This window comes from Hydrophilobacter chitinilyticus, from assembly GCF_049860745.1.
Taxonomy (GTDB): Bacteria; Pseudomonadota; Gammaproteobacteria; order Burkholderiales; family Burkholderiaceae_C; genus Rhodoferax_B.
Map to the genome: position 1 here is coordinate 1584553 of NZ_CP187561.1, position 17596 is coordinate 1602148.

Below are 17596 nucleotides of genomic sequence, written 5' to 3' on the forward strand. Positions count from 1 at the left end.
GCGAACCTTTGCGGGCTTGTGGACGAAGCTGAAGTAGCTTAGGCGGTCTTGGTGCCGAGCACTTGTTGCAGCTCACCGGACTCGTACATCTCCATCATGATGTCCGAGCCGCCGATGAACTCACCCTTGACATACAACTGTGGAATGGTGGGCCATTGGCTGTATTCCTTGATGCCTTGGCGAATGCCGTCGTCTTCAAGCACGTTCACGGTCTTGATGGACTTGGTGTCCACGCCGCAGGCTTTCAGCACTTGGATGGCACGGCCGGAAAAGCCGCATTGGGGGAAGCTGGCGTTGCCCTTCATGAACAGCAGCACTTCGTTGGACTTGACCAGCGCGTCGATGCGTTCTTGTGCGTCACTCATTTTTGGAACTCCTTGTGTGGGTGGTCGTCGGGTTGGTCGCGACTGAATGTGTGGATTATTTCACTACCGCGCATTTCGCGTGGCGTGATGGGATTAGGGAGCTTGGTGAAAGCAGTTTTTGCTATGAAAAAGATGGCGGTTCACGCATCTTCTTCATGCTCAAGATGGTGATTTTAGGCTGGGTTTCAAGGGTGGGCTGGCAACTGGCCGCCGCTGCAACGTGTGTGGCCGCCCAAGTCTTGGCGCGATTGCACGGCGGTGAACCCTGCGTCCGTCAGCAGCGCGCACACGGCTGAAGCTTGGTCATAGCCGTGCTCCAGCAGCAGCCAGCCGCCTGGTTGCAGGTGCTGCGGCGCTTGCCGAACGATGATTCGAATGTCGTCTAGCCCATCGATACCTGCGGTTAGTGCGCTGCGGGGCTCATAAGCGAGGGCCGGCAGATGGCTATCGTGTTCAGCGATGTAGGGCGGGTTGGAGACGATCAGGTCAAAACCTTGGTTTTCATCAGCAGGCAGCGCTTCAAACCACGAGCCATGGTGAAACGTCACCGGCAACGCCAGCCGCTCGGCATTGGCGCGGGCCATGGTCAGGGCGCCCGCGCTGGCGTCAACCGCCGTGACATGGGTTTGCGGCGCCGCGTGCTGAATGGCCAGGGCGATGGCGCCACTGCCGGTGCCGAGGTCGAGCACATGTGCCGGGTTTGAACCTATCACCTCAAGCGCCCACTCAACCAGGGTCTCGGTGTCGGGGCGCGGCACCAGTGTGTAGGCATCGACTTGCAAGTCCAGGCCAAAGAACTCTTTTTGGCCTGTGATGTACGCCAGAGGCTCCCCCGCCACGCGGCGCGCGGCCAGTGCCAGCAGCGTAGCTTGCGCAGCATCGGGCAGCGCGTCGGTGTCGTGGGCCAGCAGCCAAGCACGGTCATGGGCTTGACGGCCCAGCACGTGCAGCAACAGCAATTGAGCATCGAGCCGGTCTACCCCCATTGTTTGGACAGCGCGAAGGGCAAGGGCGAGAGTCATGGCGTTTATTTTGAATCGTGGCGGAGAAGATAGGGGCGGGGACTACACAGGGTTGAGGCAATTCGCATAAGCTGTAGCCTGCATTCAGGCCAAAAGGGAGCAGTCATGGAAAGCACGCCAGTCAAATATTTGGTGATGATCGAAACGCAAGAAGGCATGACCGCGCGGTTTTTTGATGCCCAGCGGCGCCACATGTCCGACATTGACGCCTCGTCCGAGGAGGTGGTGGTCATGCTGCATGGCTTGGTGGCCGAGCCCATCAAACCCGGTAGCCCGTGGCTGGAGGTGCTCAGCAGCCACAACGCGCAGGAACTGGCAGAAGCCAAGATCTACACGTTGGAGGTGTGACCTTCTCGCGACTTAGCCGCCCACCGCCGTGCCCACTTCCAGCTCCGCCAACTGCTCGGCCTCTTGGAATCCGCGCAAGGCCTCGACCACTTCGGTCAAATCGCCTTCCATGATGAACAGTAGCTTGTAAAGCGTGAGGTTGATGCGGTGGTCGGTCAGGCGGCCCTGTGGGAAGTTGTAGGTGCGGATGCGGTCGCTGCGGTCGCCGCTGCCAATCAAGCCTTTGCGCAGTGCGGCGTCTTTTGCGGCGCGTTCGTTGGCATCTTTTTGCTGAATGCGTGCCGACAACACCTGCATCGCTTTGGCCTTGTTGCGGTGCTGTGAGCGGTCGTCCTGACACTCGGCCACGATGCCTGTGGGGATGTGCGTGATGCGCACGGCCGAGTCGGTTTTGTTGATGTGCTGGCCGCCGGCGCCGCTGGCACGGTAGGTGTCGATGCGTAGATCGGCCGGGTTGATCTGAATGGCCACGGCTTCGTCCGGCTCGGCCAATACCGCCACGGTGCAGGCACTAGTGTGGATGCGGCCCTGGGTCTCGGTGGCGGGCACACGCTGCACGCGGTGACCGCCCGATTCAAACTTCAACTGACCGTAGATACCGTCGCCTTCGACGCGTAGCACCACTTCCTTGAAGCCGCCGAGTTCGCTCTCTGAGGCGCTCATGATCTCGGTGCGCCAGCCTTGGCGCTCGGCATAGCGTGTGTACATGCGCAGCAGGTCGCCAGCGAACAACGCCGACTCGTCGCCACCCGTGCCCGCGCGGATTTCCATGAACGCGTTGCGGCTGTCGTCCGGATCTTTGGGCAGCAGCATGCGCTGCAGTTCACCTTCGAGTTTTTCCAGCTCGGCTTCGGCGGAGGCAATTTCTTCAGCGGCCATGTCGGCCATTTCGGGGTCGCTCTGCATCTCTTGTGCAGCCGCCAAGTCGGCCTGGCGTTGTTGATGGCGCTGGTAGCGCTCTGCCACTTGCGCCACATCGTTGTGCTCGCGCGAAAGCAGCAAGAACTGCGGCATGTCTTTCATGATGTCTTCACGCGACAGCAGAAAGTCGAGTTCGGCCAGGCGCACGGCGTAGCGGTCGAGCTGTTGGCGGAGAAAGTTTTTCAAGGGAATCCTTGTGGGGAAAATCTAGGAGGAGGGCATAGCGGCCAAACCGGGCGCGATGCAGATGTCGATGGCATGGGGGCTGTCAGCACACGTTGTATGCCGCCCTAGCGTCGAATAACTTCGCTAACGCTCTTTGCGCAGGAACAGCTTTTGAATGGCTTGTGCCGTGTGTTCACGTGCGGTGGCGTCGCCGGCCTGCAGCTCGGCCATGGCGCCGTGTAGCATTTTTTGCGTGAGGCCGCGCGACAGGGCTTCGAGCACCGCATCCACGTCTTCGCCACGCGCCAGCAGCTTGCGGGCGCGCACCAACTCTGCGGCACGCCAGCTGTCGGCTTGCGCGTTGAGCTGCTGAATGAGTGGCACGGCGCCACGCTGATCCATCCAGTGCATGAAGCTTTGCACACCTGCGTCGATGATGGCTTCGGCCTGCGCCACGGCGGCCTGGCGGTTGGCGTGGCCGGTTTGCACAACGGTAGCCAAATCATCCACGGTGTAGAGGTAGACGTCTTCCAGCGCGCGCACTTCGGGTTCGATGTCGCGCGGCACGGCCAAGTCGACCATGAACATGGGGCGGTGGCGGCGCAGCTTCAGGGCGCGCTCTACGGCACCCAGGCCGATGATGGGCAGCGTGCTGGCGGTGCAGCTCACCACGGCATCAAACTCGTGCAGGCGCGCGGGCAGGTCGGCCAGGCGCATCACCTCGCCGCCAAAGCGCGTCGCCAGGCTTTCACCGCGCGCCATGGTGCGGTTGGCCACGCTGATGCCTTTGGGGTTCTTCGCCGCAAAATGGGTGGCGGCGAGTTCGATCATCTCGCCCGCACCCACAAACAAAATTTTGACTTCGCTCAGGTCTTCAAACAGTTGCCCGGCCAAGCGCACGGCGGCTGCGGCCATGCTGATCGAGTGCGCGCCAATCTCGGTGGAGCTGCGCACTTCTTTCGCCACGGCAAACGAGCGTTGGAACAACTGGTTCAGCGTGGTGCCCAAGGCGCCCGCCTGGTCGGCCACGCGGATGGCATCTTTCATCTGCCCGAGAATTTGCGGTTCGCCCAACACCATCGAATCCAGCCCGCTGGCGACGCGGAACGCATGGCGTGCGGCCAAGCCGTCTTGCAGCGTGTAGGCGTGTGAGCGCAGCAGCTGTGGCGACACACCGCCGGCGCTGGCGAGCCAATGCACGGTGTGGTCCAGCGCGTGCTCATCACCGGCGCAATAGACTTCAGTGCGGTTGCAGGTGGAGATGATGGCGGCTTCGGGGCCACGGGCTTGGGTTGTTTGGCTACTAGCTCGAGCATTGTTCGAGCGTGTGCTTTCGTGCAGCGCCGAGCGCAAACCGTTGAGCGTGGGGGCAATTTGGTCGAGCGCAAACGCAAACCGACCACGCAAATCCAGCGGAGCGGTGTTGTGATTGATGCCAAGTGCCCAGACAGCCATCTTCGGATTATAAAATTTGCCGAGCCCTCGCGTCGCGTGTTTCCTTATGCGACCCTACAAATTGCAACATAGGTCAAAACTATCATGGGCTTTCTCGACGTGCTCTACCACCTGCTGAACTTCTTTGTGCCTGCGTTGGGCGTGGCGGTGCTGACGGTGTTGGGTTCTGCGGTGTTAATGAAGAGGGGCGCCGCAGCGCCCGGCCTGCTTGCACAGGCTGCTATTAACTTTGCAGTTTGTGCCGTAGTGTTGGTGGCCGGCCTGTGGCTTTTTGGCCGTGACGGCAAGATTGCCACCTATGCCGCGCTGGTGTTGGTGTGCGCCACCAGCCAGGCTTGGATGTTGCGCGGGCGTTGATGCAAACTTGACCTGAGTCAATTTGTCTACCCATCAAAACGGGCGATAGACCGGGCTTTGGCCTTGGCGGCCTCTTCGTCACGGTTCTTGGGCGGGGCCGAAGTCACCAGCGAAGCGATCAATGCACGTGCGGTCGCGGCCACTTGCTCCACCGCTTGCTCAAACGCGGCTTCGTTGGCCTGAGACGGCACGTTGAAACCACTGAGCTTGCGCACGAACTGCAAAGACGCGTCGCGTATCTCCAGTTCGGTGGCCGGCGGTTCGAAGTTGAAGAGGGTGCGGATGTTTCTGCACATGGCGATGCTCCTCGTCGAGGTGATGGCGTATCGGGCGTATCACCCGAAATTTACACCGCCCCGAAATCGTAGTCGCGCTCCACTTTGCAGATGCGCGTCTTGTAGGCGGTGTACCATTGCTCGCGCCCCAGCTTTTGCGCTACCAGGTGGGCGCCGTCTTTCTTCCAGGCCGAGATGGCCTCTAGGCTGGCCCAATACGACACGGTGATGCCCACGTCTTCGCGGGCCGATTCCACCCCCAGAAAGCCCGGCTGCTGGCTGGCCGAGGCGACCATGGCGTCGGCCATGTTGCCGTAACCGTTGTCGCCGTCGGTGCGCAGCGAAGTGAAGATGACGGCGTAGTAGGGGGCGGCTGGGGTCTTGGCGATCATGGCTGAGACGTGAGTGACTAAAAGCTCAACTTTAGCGGCTCAGCAGACTCAGCCGCGCCAGAGTTCCGGTGAAAACCGGTCGACGCGGTCGGTGATGATGGCGTCGGTGCCCAGGTCGATCAGGCGCTGCGCGGCCCAGGCGTCGTTCACGGTGTAGCTCAGCGCGCGCATGCCGGCGGCGTGCACTTGGGCAACGTTCTCGGCGTTCCACAGCGCGTGGTTGCACACCACGGCGGCGCATTCCAATTGGCGAGCGGTGTCCAGCCAGCCATCGGTCAGCGTGTCGAGCAGCAGGCCACGCGGAATGTGCGGCGCGGTGGCGCGTGCGCCTTCCAGGGACTCGGTTTTGAACGACGAGAAGAACGGCGGTACCGCTTCGTCTTTCCACCAGCGTGCGGACAGCGCGCCGACCACACGGCCGGTTTCCTCTTCCTGGCCCGGCGTGGGCTTGATCTCGATGTTCAAAAAGTAGCCGTTGGCGATGCAGTAACGCGCCAGTTGTTCAAGCGATGGCACGGCTTCGCCCGCATAGGCGCGTGAATGCCAGCCGCCAGCGTCGAGCTGGGCCAGTTGGCCGAAGTCGCGCTCGCTGGCCGTGCCTTTGCCGTTGGTGGTGCGTTGCAGCGTGGCGTCGTGCAGCAAGAAGGGCACGCCATCAAAGCTGAGCTTGGCGTCGCACTCGAACATGGTGTAGCCGTGTGCGGCGCCGAGGCGGAACGCGGCCATGGTGTTTTCAGGCGCGAGCTTGCCGGCACCACGGTGGGCCACCCAGCGCGGGTAGGGCCAGTGGGGCAATGTCGAGGCGGGTGAGGTGGCTTGGGTCATGTCGATTCTCCAAAGGATTCGCCAAACTTCAGCAGATTGCCGTGCGGGTCGATCACGTACAGCTCGCGCATGCCCCACTCGCGCTCCACGGGGGGCTTGAGTTCCAGGCCGCGCGCGGCAAAGTCGGCGTGCAGCGCGCGGGTGTCGCCGCGCACGTAGCACGAGGTGTTTTCGGCGACGTGGCGGTCGTTGCCGAGCCAGAAGTGCAGCTCGCAGCCGTCGCGCGCCATGATCAGGTAATCGGGCGCGCGCAGCAGCGCGGAAAAGCCGAGCTTCTGCCCGTAGAAGGCTTCAGACTCGGCCAGGTTCAACGATGCCAAGACCGGCACCGTGGCATGCAGCAAACCGGCCACGAACTTAAATGCGCTTGCCGGTTTCGGCGTTGAACCAGTGCAGGCGATCGGCGCGCGGCTTGACGAAGATCTTTTCGTCTGGCGCTGGCGAATGGCGGCCTTCTTCTACGCGCACGATGAGCTGTTCGCCTGCCAGGCGACCGTAGATCAGGCGTTCGGCGCCCAGCAGTTCTACGGTTTCCACCTGGATTTCCCAGCCTTCATTCGACACGTCGAGGTGCTCTGGGCGAATGCCCGTGATGGCACCGGCCTTGCCGCCAGGCGCATTTTTCAGCAGGTTCATCGGCGGCGAGCCGATGAAGCTGGCGACGAAGGTGGAGGCCGGCGTGTGGTAGACCTGCTCGGGCGTGCCGAACTGTTCCATGTTGCCGCCGTTCATCACCATCATGCGCTGCGCCAGGGTCATGGCTTCCACTTGATCGTGGGTGACGAACAGGCTGGTGATGCCGAGTTCGCGGTGCAGCTTTTGGATTTCCAGGCGGGTTTGCGCGCGCAGCTTGGCGTCGAGGTTGGACAGCGGCTCGTCGAACAAAAACACCGAGGGCTGGCGCACGATGGCGCGGCCCATGGCGACGCGCTGGCGCTGGCCGCCGGAGAGTTCGCGTGGCTTGCGCTCCAGCAGGTGGCCCAGCTCAAGGATCTTGGCGGCTTTGTCCACGTTGGCGCGGATCTGGTCGGTGGGGACGTTCTTGATGCGCAGGCCGTAGGCCATGTTGTCGTACACGCTCATGTGAGGATAGAGCGCGTAGTTCTGGAACACCATGGCGATGTCGCGCTCGGCCGGCTCGATGTCGTTGACGACCTTGTTGCCGATGGCGATTTCGCCGCCGCTGATTTCTTCCAGCCCGGCCACCATGCGCAGCAGGGTGGATTTTCCGCAGCCCGAAGGGCCGACGATGACGACGAATTCACCGTCCTTGATTTCGGCATTGACCCCGTGGATAACCTGGACGGCACGCGGATCCTTGCCGTAGCGCTTGATGACGTTTTTCAGGGAAATGGAAGCCATGCTTTTCTCGATAAATGCCTCAGTCGCGAGGCGTTGATTTTTTCCAAAAACACCGCGGAACTGGCTTTGCCAGGCCGCTGGTGTTGCCCCCAGCAAGGGGGAGTGCTTATTTCTCAGTGTCGACCAGGCCCTTGACGAACCATTTCTGCATCAGCATCACGACGAGGGCGGGCGGCACCATGGCCATGATGGCGGTAGCCATCACCAGGTTCCACTCCACCGTGCTTTCGCCGCTGCTGCCCATCATGGTGCGAATGCCCAGCACCACGGGGTACATGTCCTGTTTCGTGGTGACCAGCAGAGGCCACAGATATTGGTTCCAACCGTAGATGAACTGGATGACGAACAGCGCGGCCATGCTAGTGGTCGAGAGGGGCAGCAGAATGTCCTTGAAGAAGCGCATGGGGCTGGCGCCGTCCATGCGTGCAGCTTCGGTCAGTTCATCGGGCACGGTCAAGAAGAACTGGCGGAACAAGAAGGTGGCGGTGGCCGAGGCGATCAGCGGCACGGTCAGGCCCGCATAGCTGTTGAGCATGCCGAGATCCGCCACGACCTTGTAGGTCGGCAAGATGCGCACTTCCACCGGCAGCATCAGCGTGACGAAGATGGCCCAGAAGCAGAGTTGCCGGAACGGGAAGCGGAAGTACACCACCGCAAACGCGGACAGCAGCGAGATTGCAATTTTGCCCACCGCGATGACCATGGCGGTAATGAAGCTCACCATCATCATGCGGGCCACGGGCGGGCGCTCCACGCCGGTGCCGCCGCCGAACAGCGCGGTGCGGTACGTCTCCCACATGTTGGAACCCGGCCACATGGGCGCCGGCGATTGGATGATGTCCTGTGGCAGGTGCGTAGAGGCCACGAAGGCCAGATAGATCGGGAATGCCACCAGCAGGGCCCCCAGGATCATGACGACGTGGGCCAGGATGCCCAGTGTTGCGCGACGTTCAACCATCAGTAATTCACCTTTTTCTCAACGTAGCGGAACTGCACCACCGTGAGCACGATCACCAGGGCCATCAAGATCACCGATTGCGCTGCCGAACCACCCAGGTCGAGGTTTTTGAAACCGTCGAGGTAGACCTTGTAGACGAGGATGTTGGTGCTTTGGCCAGGGCCTCCGTGGGTGGTTGCGTCCACGATGGCGAAGGTGTCAAAGAACGCGTACACCACGTTGATCACCAGCAGGAAGAAGGTTGTGGGCGACAGCAGGGGGAACTGAATAGTCCAGAACCGGCGCCAGGGGCGCGCACCGTCAATGGCCGCAGCTTCGATCAGTGACTTGGGGATGGACTGCAGCCCGGCCAGAAAGAATAGAAAGTTGTAGGAAATCTGTTTCCACGTGGCGGCCATCACGATCAGACCCATCGCTTGGCTGGAGTTGACCAGGTAGTCCCAGTGGATGTTGATTTTCTCCAGCAGCCAAGTGATGACACCGATGCTGGGTGAAAACATGAAGGCCCACAAGACACCTGCCACCACTGGTGCCACAGCGTAGGGCAGGATCATGAGCGTGCGGTAGAAGGTCGAGCCGCGCACGATGCGATCGGCAAACACGGCCAATACCAGTGCGATGCTGATGCCGAGCGCAGCCACCAGGACAGAAAAGATGGCAGTGGTGCGAAACGACTCCAGATAGCCTGCGTCATCCCACAGCCGCTGGAAGTTAGCCAGACCGACGAACTCGGTGCTCAACCCAAACGGGTCTTCGGTCTGCACGGATTGGATCAAGGCCTGCGCAGCAGGCCAGAAAAAGAACACCCCGATGATGAGCATCTGGGGTGTCAGCAGTAGCCAAGGCAGCCAGCTTGATTTGAAGACGACGCGTTTTTCCATAAAGCTGGGTGGTGCAAAAGCTGCCCGGAAGGCAAGGGGAAAAGGTTCGTAGGATTGTGGCGCAAGTGGTCCACAAAGGCGCCCAGTCGGCCGGTTATGCCCAGCCGCTGGGTGAGCGGCCCCTCTCGTAACAGAGGGGCGCGCGAGGCTTACTTGTTACTGGACTGGAACCGTGCCAGTTCTTCGTTGCCACGGCGGGTGGCGTCGTCCAGTGCTTGCTTGGCGCTCTTCTTGCCGGCCCAGATGTTTTCGGTTTCTTCGTCGAAGATGTTGCGGATCTGCGCGTAGTTGCCCAAGCGGATGCCGCGCGAACGGTCGGTCACCTTGCGGATCATCTGGTTCACCGCCACGTCGGTTCCTGGATTTTCCTTGTAGAAGCCAGAAGCTTCGGTCAGGCGGTAGGCGTCCATCGTGATGGGCAGGTAGCCGGTGCGCTTGTGGCTTTCGGACTGCACACGTGCGTCGGACAGGTACTCGAAGAACTTGGTCACGCCTTTGTATTCTTCAGGCTTCTTGCCAGCCATGACCCAGAGGCTGGCGCCGCCGATCACGGTGTTCTGCGGTGCGCCCTTCACGTCGGCGTAGTACGGCAGTTCAGAGATGCCCCAGGCGAACTTGCTGTCGCGCTTGACGCCGGCGTAGCTGCCGCTCGAACCCATGATCATGCTGCATTCACCCGAGGTGAACGAAGCCAGGCCCACGCTGGAGCGGCCCTTGTACTTGAACAGGCCTTCCTTGTTCCACTTCTCAAGATTTTCGAAGTGGCGCACGAACAACGGGGAGTTGGACTGCAGGCGCGCGGCGGTGCCGCCGAAACCGTTGTTTTCGGTGGCGAACAAGGTGTTGTGCCAGGTGGCGAAGCTCTCCAGTTGCACCCAGGTCATCCAGGTGGTGGAGAGTGGGCACTGCACGCCGGAGGCCTTGAGCTTCTGCGCAGCGGCTTCGACTTCAGGCCAGGTTTTGGGCGGCTTCTCAGCGTCCAGGCCGGCCTTTTTGAAGGCGTCCTTGTTGTAATAGAACACCGTCGTGGAGCTGTTGAACGGGAAAGACATCATCTGCCCGTTGGGGGCAGTGTAGTAACCCGCCACGGCAGGGATGTAGCTGCCGGGGTTGAAGTTCGCACCGTATTCCTTCATCAGTGCCTGCACGGGCTTGATGGCGCCCTTGGAAGCCATCAACGTGGCGGTGGCCACTTCCTGGCCTTGCAGGATGTGGGGCGCCTGGCCCGCACGGAAGGCGGCGATGGCGGCGGTCAACGCTTCAGGGTACTGGCCCTTGTAGACGGGCACCACTTTGTACTCGCTTTGCTTGCTGTTGAAGTCCTTGGCCAGATCGTTGACCCAGGTCTCTAATGCACCGTCCATCGAGTGCCACCATTGGATTTCCGTTTGGGCTTGCGCCGATGCCATGGCGCCGAGGGCTGCGAATGCAGCAATGGCCAAATTTCTAATCTTCATCTATCTACTCCTGGTCAGAGAAACGGAAAATCTTATGTCTGTGGTGTGACAAAGTTGTGAATTGTCAGCTACCGATCGCCGCGCCTGAGGCCGGGTTAACCCGTTCGGTTGGCGGCTGTTGCTTGCGCGCTGCAAGACCTGCTGAGGGGCGCAAGTGTAGTGTCTTGTAACAACAAATCTGCACCAAGGTGTCGCATAGGTGGTTGCTTCTTGTGCGGGATATAGCCATGACAGCTGTGTTGGTGTGTACCCTTGGCACCGAAATGGTGCGGTGCAGCATGCTAGGATCGCGCCGATTTTGAGGGGCCGGATTCAGACGAATCTCCCCTGGCAACGGTTCACAAACTCCTTTAGTTGGGCAACGCATGAGCAAGACTTCCCTGGACAAAAGCAAGATCAAATTTCTTCTGCTGGAGGGGGTGCACCCCTCCGCTGTAGAGGTGCTGAAATCCGCGGGCTACTCTCAAATTGAAACCCTGCCCGGCGCGCTGCCCGACGACAAGCTGAAGGAAAAGATTGCCGATGTGCATTTCATCGGCATCCGCTCGCGCACCCAGTTGACGGCCGAAGTGTTTGCCGCCGCGCCCAAGCTGGTGGCGGCCGGCTGCTTCTGCATTGGCACCAACCAAGTCGACCTGGAAGCCGCGCGCGAACGCGGCATCGCCGTGTTCAACGCACCGTTCTCCAACACCCGCTCGGTGGCCGAGCTGGTGCTGGCCGAAGCCATCTTGCTGCTGCGCGGCGTGCCCGAGAAAAGCGCCGTGGCGCACCGTGGCGGCTGGCTCAAGTCGGCTGAAAACTCGTATGAGATTCGCGGCAAGACGCTGGGAATCGTCGGTTATGGCTCCATCGGCACGCAGCTCTCGGTGCTGGCCGAGGCGCTGGGCATGCACGTGATCTTCTTTGATGTGGTCACCAAGCTGCCTTTGGGCAACGCACGCCAAGTCGGCAAGCTGCACGACCTGCTGGCGCAAAGCGACGTGGTGAGCCTGCACGTGCCTGAGACGCCGGCCACGCAATGGATGATTGGCGCCAAGGAAATCGCCGCACTCAAGCCCGGCGCGGTGTTCATCAATGCCTCGCGCGGTACCGTGGTCGAGATCGAGCCCCTGGCCCAAGCCCTGCGCGACAAGAAGCTGCTGGGCGCCGCGGTCGACGTGTTCCCCGAAGAGCCGCGCAGCAACAAAGACGAGTTTTTGTCGCCCCTGCGCGGGCTGGACAACGTTATCCTCACGCCGCACGTGGGCGGCTCCACCATGGAAGCGCAAGCCAACATCGGCCTGGAAGTGGCGGAAAAGCTCGTCAAATACAGCGACAACGGCACCTCCACCTCGTCGGTCAACTTCCCTGAAGTGGCTTTGCCAGCGCACCCCGGCAAACACCGCCTGCTGCACGTGCACCGCAACGTGCCGGGGGTGTTGTCGGCCGTGAACCAGGTGTTCTCGGATAACAAGATCAACATCGCCGGCCAGTTCTTGCAGACCAACGAGGCTATTGGCTACGTGGTGATCGACATCGACGCTGCCTCCAGCGACCTGGCTTTGGAGAAGCTCGCCCAGGTGCCGGGCACGCTGCGCGCCCGCGTTTTGTTCTAAACAAGCCACGTCTTCGGACGTCTTGCCAACGGCCACGTAAGTGGCCGTTCTCGCTTCTGGAGCAATTTGTTGTAGTGGACGATTGTGCGCCTAGGGCGTATAGTTGCACCATGCTCACCGTCGTCGAAACGCTTCTTTTCCAGCGCCAATGGCCGTTGTATTGGACGGAAGAAGAACGTGGCGTTTTCGCGGCCTATATTGCCGAGCACCCCGCTGCCGGAGATGTGGTGCCTGAGTCCGGCGGCATTCGTAAAGTACGCTGGGGCCGCGCAGGTTCCGGTAAGTCGAGCGGTGTGCGGGTGATCTATTTCACTCGCACAGCTCTTGGCGAGGTGGTCTTGCTGACGCTATACGCCAAGTCGAAAACCGACAACCTCACCGGCCCCAAATTGAAGGAGATTCGCCGTGCCCTCGAAGAGTAAACCCTTGACCGACGCTGAACTCGCAGCCTATGAGGCCAAGCGCGATCTCGCGGCCGAGTTGCTGCAGTCCGTGCGCGAAATGAAGGCCGGGCAAGTCCACGTGGTGTCGTCGCCTGTCATTGAGGCGCGCAACAATACTGGTTTGTCGCAATCGCAATTTGCCGCGCTGTTAGGCGTCTCTGTGCGCACCTTGCAGGGGTGGGAGCAGGGGCGCAAGCAACCCAGTGGGGCAGCACGTACGCTGCTTGCCATTGCCAGCTCCAACCCGAAGGCGCTGCTGGCGGTGGCGCAAAAGTAAGCGATACGCCTCTCTAGAAAGCTTGACTCAACGGCCACGCAAGTGGCCGTTTTTAATTGCGTATACGGATATGGCGCCAGAGCAGGGCGCCCCAGGCGCCGCTGGCCTAAAATCGGCCCTCCAAGGCCCAGGGCCCGTCTGCCCCACCCAGGTTACCCCACATGAATGCACCTACCGCCCTGTCCACGCTGTTGTCACAGGCACCCGAGTCGGTTCGCTTGCGCGAAATTCCGTATAACTACACCTCGTTTTCCGACCGTGAAATCGTCATCCGTCTGCTCGGCCACAAGGCCTGGGATCTGCTGAACTCGCTACGCGAAGAGCGCCGTACCGGCCGTTCAGCCCGCATGCTGTACGAAGTGCTGGGCGACATCTGGGTCGTGCAGCGCAACCCCTACCTGCAAGACGACCTGCTCGACACGCCCAAGCGCCGCAAGCAGTTGGTCGATGCCCTGCAGCACCGCCTGACCGAAGTGGAAAAACGCCGCACGCCAGGTGCCGATGCTGCACGCGACGCCCTGGTGGGCGAGCTGCTGGCCAGCGCCCGCCAAGCCGTGCAAACCTTCAATGCCGCGTTTGTCGAAGTGGCCGATCTGCGCCGCGCCGCACGCCGCCAGTTGGGCAAGTTGACGGCCAAGGACAACATCAAGTTCGACGGTTTGAGTCGTGTGTCGCACGTGACCGACGCCACCGACTGGCGCGTCGAATACCCGTTTGTGGTGCTCACGCCCGACACCGAGGCCGAGATGGCCGGGCTGGTGAAGGGCTGTATCGACCTGGGCCTGACCATCGTGCCGCGTGGCGGCGGCACCGGCTACACCGGCGGCGCGATTCCGCTGACGTGGAAGTCGGCCGTCATCAACACCGAAAAGCTCGAGGCGATGACCGAGGTCGAGATGCTGACGCTGCCCGGCGTGGATCAGCCCGTGGCCACCATCTGGACGGAAGCCGGTGTGGTCACCCAGCGCGTGGCCGATGCGGCCGAGCGCGGCGGCCATGTGTTTGCAGTCGATCCAACCTCTGCCGAAGCCTCTTGTGTGGGCGGCAACATCGCCATGAACGCGGGCGGCAAGAAGGCCGTGCTGTGGGGCACGGCACTGGACAACCTGGCCTCCTGGCGCATGGTGACGCCGCAGGCCGAATGGCTGGAAGTCACCCGCATCAACCATAACCTGGGCAAGATCCACGACGTGGAAGTGGCCAGCTTCGAGCTGCAGTACTTTGCGGCCGACGGCAAAACGCCGCTGCGCAAAGAGCGGCTCGACATTCCCGGCAGCACCTTCCGCAAAGAAGGCCTGGGCAAGGACGTGACCGACAAGTTCCTGGCCGGCCTGCCGGGCATCCAGAAAGAAGGTTGCGACGGCTTGATCACCAGCGGCCGCTGGATCGTGCACCGCATGCCGCAACACACACGTACCGTGTGCCTGGAGTTCTTTGGCAACGCCAAAGACGCGGTGCCGAGCATTGTGGAAATCAAGGACTTCATGTTCGCCGAGCAAAAACGCTCGGGCGTGCTGTTGGCCGGCCTAGAGCATTTGGACGACCGTTATCTGAAGGCCGTGGGCTACACCACCAAGTCGAAGAAAAACGGTGGCCTGCCAAAGATGGTGCTGTTTGGCGACATTGCCGGCGACAACGCCGACGACGTGGCGCGCGTCACCTCAGAGGTGGTGCGCATCGCCAACTCGCGCAGCGGCGAAGGCTTCATCGCCATCAGCCCCGAGGCGCGCAAGAAGTTCTGGCTCGACCGCAAACGCACGGCCGCCATCAGCCGCCACACCAACGCCTTCAAAATCAACGAAGACGTGGTGATCCCGCTGCCGCGCATGGCCGAATACACCGACGGCATCGAACGCATCAACATCGAGCTGAGCCTGCGCAACAAGCTCGACTTCTGCGACGCGTTGACCAACTTCTTTGCCAAGGGCCAACTGCCCCTGGGCAAACAAGACGATGCGCATGAAATCCCCACTGCCGAGCTGCTGGAAGACCGCGTGGCCCAAGCCATGGCGCTGGTGGCCGACGTGCGCCAACTCTGGCAGGGCTGGCTCGACCAGGTCGACACGCTGTTCCCGCAGTTGCAAGACCACACGCTGCGCGCGAGCTGGAAGGCGCAAATCCGCCCGGGCCTGCAAAAGATCTTCTCGGGCGCGGCTTTCCAGCCGATTCTGGACGAGTGCAACAACATCCACAAAAGCGTGCTCAAGGGCCGCGTTTGGGTGGCGCTGCACATGCACGCCGGCGACGGCAACGTGCACACCAACCTGCCGGTGAACAGCGACAACTACGAAATGCTGCAGACGGCGCATGAAGCCGTGAAACGCATCATGGTGCTGGCGCGCAGCCTGGACGGCGTGATCTCTGGCGAGCACGGCATCGGCATCACCAAGCTCGAATTCTTGAGCGACGACGAACTGCGTCCGTTTGCCGAATACAAGCAACGTGTCGACCCCGAAGGTCGCTTCAACAAGGGCAAGCTGCTACGTAAACCAGAGCTGGCTACGCCCGTCGGTACTGCATCAAAGCCAGATTCGATGCTTGAAATGCACGCCGACTTGACCAACGCCTACACGCCAAGCTTTGGCTTGATGGGCCACGAGTCGCTGATCATGCAGCAGAGCGACATTGGCGACATTGCCGCCAGCATGAAAGACTGCCTGCGCTGCGGCAAATGCAAACCGGTGTGTGCCACCCACGTGCCGCGCGCCAACCTGCTGTACAGCCCGCGCAACAAGATTTTGGCAACCTCGCTGCTGGTTGAAGCGTTTCTGTACGAAGAGCAAACGCGCCGTGGCGTCAGCATCAAGCACTGGGAACAGTTTGAAGACGTGGCCGACCACTGCACGGTGTGCCACAAGTGCCTGTCGCCTTGCCCGGTGAAGATCGACTTTGGCGACGTGACCATGAACATGCGCAACCTGCTGCGCAAGATGGGCAAGAAGAGCTTCCGCCCCGGCAACGCGGCGGCCATGTTCTTCCTGAACGCCACCAACCCCGAAACCATCAAGCTGGCGCGTTCGGCCATGGTCAACGTGGGCTTCAAGGCGCAGCGCCTGGCCAACGACGTGTTGCGCGTGGCCGCACGCAAACAAACCAGCGCCCCACGCGCCACGGTGGGCACAGCGCCCATCAAAGAGCAGGTGATCCACTTCATCAACAAGAAGATGCCGGGCGGCCTGCCCAAGCGCACCGCGCGCGCCTTGTTGGACATTGAAGACAGCGACTACGTGCCAATCATCCGCAACCCCAAGGCCACCACGGCCGAGACGGAAGCGGTGTTCTACTTCCCCGGCTGCGGCTCCGAGCGCCTGTTCAGCCAGGTGGGTTTGGCCACGCAGGCCATGCTGTGGCAAGCCGGTGTGCAAACCGTGTTGCCGCCGGGCTATCTGTGCTGCGGCTACCCGCAAAAGGGCAGCGGCCAGTTCGACAAGGCCGACAAGATCATCACCGACAACCGTGTGTTGTTCCACCGCGTGGCCAACACGCTGAACTACCTCGACATCAAAACCGTGGTGGTGAGCTGTGGCACGTGTTACGACCAACTGCAGGGCTACCAGTTCGACAAGATCTTCCCTGGCTGCCGCATCATCGACATCCATGAATACCTGCTGGAAAAGGGCATCACCCTGGACACCGCTGGCGGCGGCTACCTGTACCACGACCCTTGCCACACGCCGATGAAGCTGCAAGAGCCGATGAAAACGGTGAAGGCGCTGATGGGCGACAACGTGCTCAAGAGCGAGCGTTGCTGCGGCGAGAGCGGCACGCTGGGTGTGACCCGGCCCGACATCTCCACGCAAATCCGTTTCCGCAAGGAAGAAGAGCTGCGCAAGGGCGAAGCCAAGCTGCGTGACAGCGGTGCCGTGGCGCCGCAAGACAACGTGAAGATCCTCACCAGTTGCCCGAGCTGCCTGCAAGGCCTGAGCCGCTACGGCAACGACCTGCAAAACGGTTTGCTCGAAGCCGACTACATCGTGGTTGAAATGGCGAACAAAATCCTCGGCGAATCGTGGCTTGAAGACTACGTGGCCGCTGCCAACAACGGCGGCATTGAGCGGGTGCTCGTGTAATGGCCGGGCTGACCGCTGGCGCACCGACGCCCACCGCCATCACCGTGCACCAGCAGTCGCGGGTGCTGGAGGTGGGGTTCTCGGATGGCGCGGTGTTCCGCATTCCGTTCGAGCTGATGCGCGTGTATTCGCCCTCGGCCGAAGTGCAGGGCCACGGCCCGGGCCAAGAGAAGCTGCAGACCGGCATGCGTGAGGTGGAGTTGGCGGGGCTGGAGCCCGTGGGAAACTACGCCGTGCAGCCAGAATTTTCAGACGGCCATAACACCGGCATCTTCACGTGGGACTACCTGTATTTCTTGGGCAGCCAGGAAGAAAAGCTCTGGGCCGACTACGCCGCAAAGCTGGCTGCAGCAGGTGTAGAACGTGATGCGCCGATGGCTCCGAAGGGTGGCCATGGTTGCAGTTCTCACTGAGTGTCTGTTTTTATC

The 17596-nt window shown here is 61.4% G+C and carries 19 protein-coding genes; 7 read left to right on the forward strand and 12 right to left on the reverse strand.

The features are described 5' to 3' along the window. Positions 1–38: 38 nt before the first annotated feature. Both grxD and prmC read right to left on the reverse strand, forming a co-directional pair. Positions 39–365: a Grx4 family monothiol glutaredoxin gene (gene grxD / locus ACPWMG_RS07130; RefSeq protein ID WP_422833391.1), complete on the reverse strand. Its 327-nt coding sequence runs from the start codon at positions 363–365 to the stop codon at positions 39–41. A gap of 185 nt (positions 366–550) precedes the next feature. Further along, positions 551–1387 carry a peptide chain release factor N(5)-glutamine methyltransferase gene (prmC, locus tag ACPWMG_RS07135; protein WP_483303956.1) on the reverse strand — a complete coding sequence of 279 codons (837 nt, stop codon included), beginning with the start codon at positions 1385–1387 and terminating at the stop codon, positions 551–553. Positions 1388–1492: 105 nt separating this feature from the next. Between prmC and ACPWMG_RS07140 the strand changes: the two genes are divergently transcribed. Beyond that, a complete protein-coding gene (locus tag ACPWMG_RS07140; protein ID WP_483303957.1) occupies positions 1493–1735 on the forward strand; it encodes a hypothetical protein in 243 nt (80 codons plus the stop codon). A gap of 12 nt (positions 1736–1747) precedes the next feature. On the opposite strand, the gene prfA is transcribed toward ACPWMG_RS07140, so the two are convergent. Beyond that, positions 1748–2842: a peptide chain release factor 1 gene (gene prfA, locus ACPWMG_RS07145; protein WP_483303958.1), complete on the reverse strand. Its 1095-nt coding sequence runs from the start codon at positions 2840–2842 to the stop codon at positions 1748–1750. Between the two features lie 123 nt (positions 2843–2965). Then, positions 2966–4276, reverse strand: a complete 1311-nt coding sequence (gene hemA / locus ACPWMG_RS07150) for a glutamyl-tRNA reductase (RefSeq protein ID WP_483303959.1) — start codon at positions 4274–4276, stop codon at positions 2966–2968. Between the two features lie 84 nt (positions 4277–4360). Here hemA and ACPWMG_RS07155 point away from each other — a divergent pair, with 84 nt between their 5' ends. Next, positions 4361–4633, forward strand: coding sequence for a hypothetical protein (locus ACPWMG_RS07155; RefSeq protein ID WP_483303960.1), 273 nt, complete (start codon positions 4361–4363; stop codon positions 4631–4633). 26 nt (positions 4634–4659) lie between these two features. Here the strand turns inward: ACPWMG_RS07155 and ACPWMG_RS07160 are convergent, their stop codons facing one another. From ACPWMG_RS07160 to ugpB, 8 genes are all read right to left on the reverse strand, one after another. After that, positions 4660–4929: a DUF2277 domain-containing protein gene (locus tag ACPWMG_RS07160; RefSeq protein WP_483303961.1), complete on the reverse strand. Its 270-nt coding sequence runs from the start codon at positions 4927–4929 to the stop codon at positions 4660–4662. Positions 4930–4979: 50 nt separating this feature from the next. Beyond that, entirely contained in the window at positions 4980–5300 is a 321-nt protein-coding gene (locus tag ACPWMG_RS07165) for an antibiotic biosynthesis monooxygenase family protein (RefSeq protein ID WP_483303962.1), read from the reverse strand. 48 nt (positions 5301–5348) lie between these two features. Then, positions 5349–6125: a glycerophosphodiester phosphodiesterase gene (ugpQ, locus tag ACPWMG_RS07170; protein ID WP_483303963.1), complete on the reverse strand. Its 777-nt coding sequence runs from the start codon at positions 6123–6125 to the stop codon at positions 5349–5351. Beyond that, positions 6122–6478 (reverse strand): bleomycin resistance protein, encoded by a 357-nt coding sequence (locus tag ACPWMG_RS07175; RefSeq protein WP_483303964.1) that lies wholly within the window; start codon positions 6476–6478, stop codon positions 6122–6124. Before ACPWMG_RS07175 ends, ugpQ begins: the two co-directional genes overlap by 4 nt. Positions 6479–6482: 4 nt before the next feature. Next, the gene (locus ACPWMG_RS07180) at positions 6483–7487 is read right to left on the reverse strand and encodes a sn-glycerol-3-phosphate import ATP-binding protein UgpC (protein WP_483303965.1); all 1005 of its coding nucleotides are present in this window, start codon (positions 7485–7487) and stop codon (positions 6483–6485) included. Between the two features lie 106 nt (positions 7488–7593). Beyond that, positions 7594–8445, reverse strand: coding sequence for a sn-glycerol-3-phosphate ABC transporter permease UgpE (gene ugpE / locus ACPWMG_RS07185; protein ID WP_483303966.1), 852 nt, complete (start codon positions 8443–8445; stop codon positions 7594–7596). Continuing rightward, complete coding sequence (gene ugpA, locus ACPWMG_RS07190) at positions 8445–9326, reverse strand: sn-glycerol-3-phosphate ABC transporter permease UgpA (RefSeq protein WP_483303967.1); 882 nt, start codon at positions 9324–9326, stop codon at positions 8445–8447. Before ugpA ends, ugpE begins: the two co-directional genes overlap by 1 nt. A 149-nt stretch (positions 9327–9475) precedes the next feature. After that, the gene (gene ugpB, locus ACPWMG_RS07195) at positions 9476–10783 is read right to left on the reverse strand and encodes a sn-glycerol-3-phosphate ABC transporter substrate-binding protein UgpB (protein WP_483303968.1); all 1308 of its coding nucleotides are present in this window, start codon (positions 10781–10783) and stop codon (positions 9476–9478) included. 365 nt (positions 10784–11148) lie between these two features. Between ugpB and serA the strand changes: the two genes are divergently transcribed. From serA to ACPWMG_RS07220, 5 genes are all read left to right on the forward strand, one after another. Further along, positions 11149–12378: a phosphoglycerate dehydrogenase gene (gene serA, locus ACPWMG_RS07200; protein WP_483303969.1), complete on the forward strand. Its 1230-nt coding sequence runs from the start codon at positions 11149–11151 to the stop codon at positions 12376–12378. 110 nt (positions 12379–12488) lie between these two features. After that, positions 12489–12800: a transcriptional regulator gene (locus ACPWMG_RS07205; protein WP_483303970.1), complete on the forward strand. Its 312-nt coding sequence runs from the start codon at positions 12489–12491 to the stop codon at positions 12798–12800. After that, positions 12784–13098: a helix-turn-helix domain-containing protein gene (locus ACPWMG_RS07210; protein WP_483303971.1), complete on the forward strand. Its 315-nt coding sequence runs from the start codon at positions 12784–12786 to the stop codon at positions 13096–13098. The genes ACPWMG_RS07205 and ACPWMG_RS07210 overlap by 17 nt, the downstream gene beginning before the upstream one ends. Positions 13099–13259: 161 nt before the next feature. Continuing rightward, positions 13260–17168 carry a DUF3683 domain-containing protein gene (locus ACPWMG_RS07215; RefSeq protein ID WP_483303972.1) on the forward strand — a complete coding sequence of 1303 codons (3909 nt, stop codon included), beginning with the start codon at positions 13260–13262 and terminating at the stop codon, positions 17166–17168. Then, positions 17168–17581 carry a gamma-butyrobetaine hydroxylase family protein gene (locus ACPWMG_RS07220; protein WP_483303973.1) on the forward strand — a complete coding sequence of 138 codons (414 nt, stop codon included), beginning with the start codon at positions 17168–17170 and terminating at the stop codon, positions 17579–17581. Before ACPWMG_RS07215 ends, ACPWMG_RS07220 begins: the two co-directional genes overlap by 1 nt. Positions 17582–17596 lie beyond the last annotated feature (15 nt).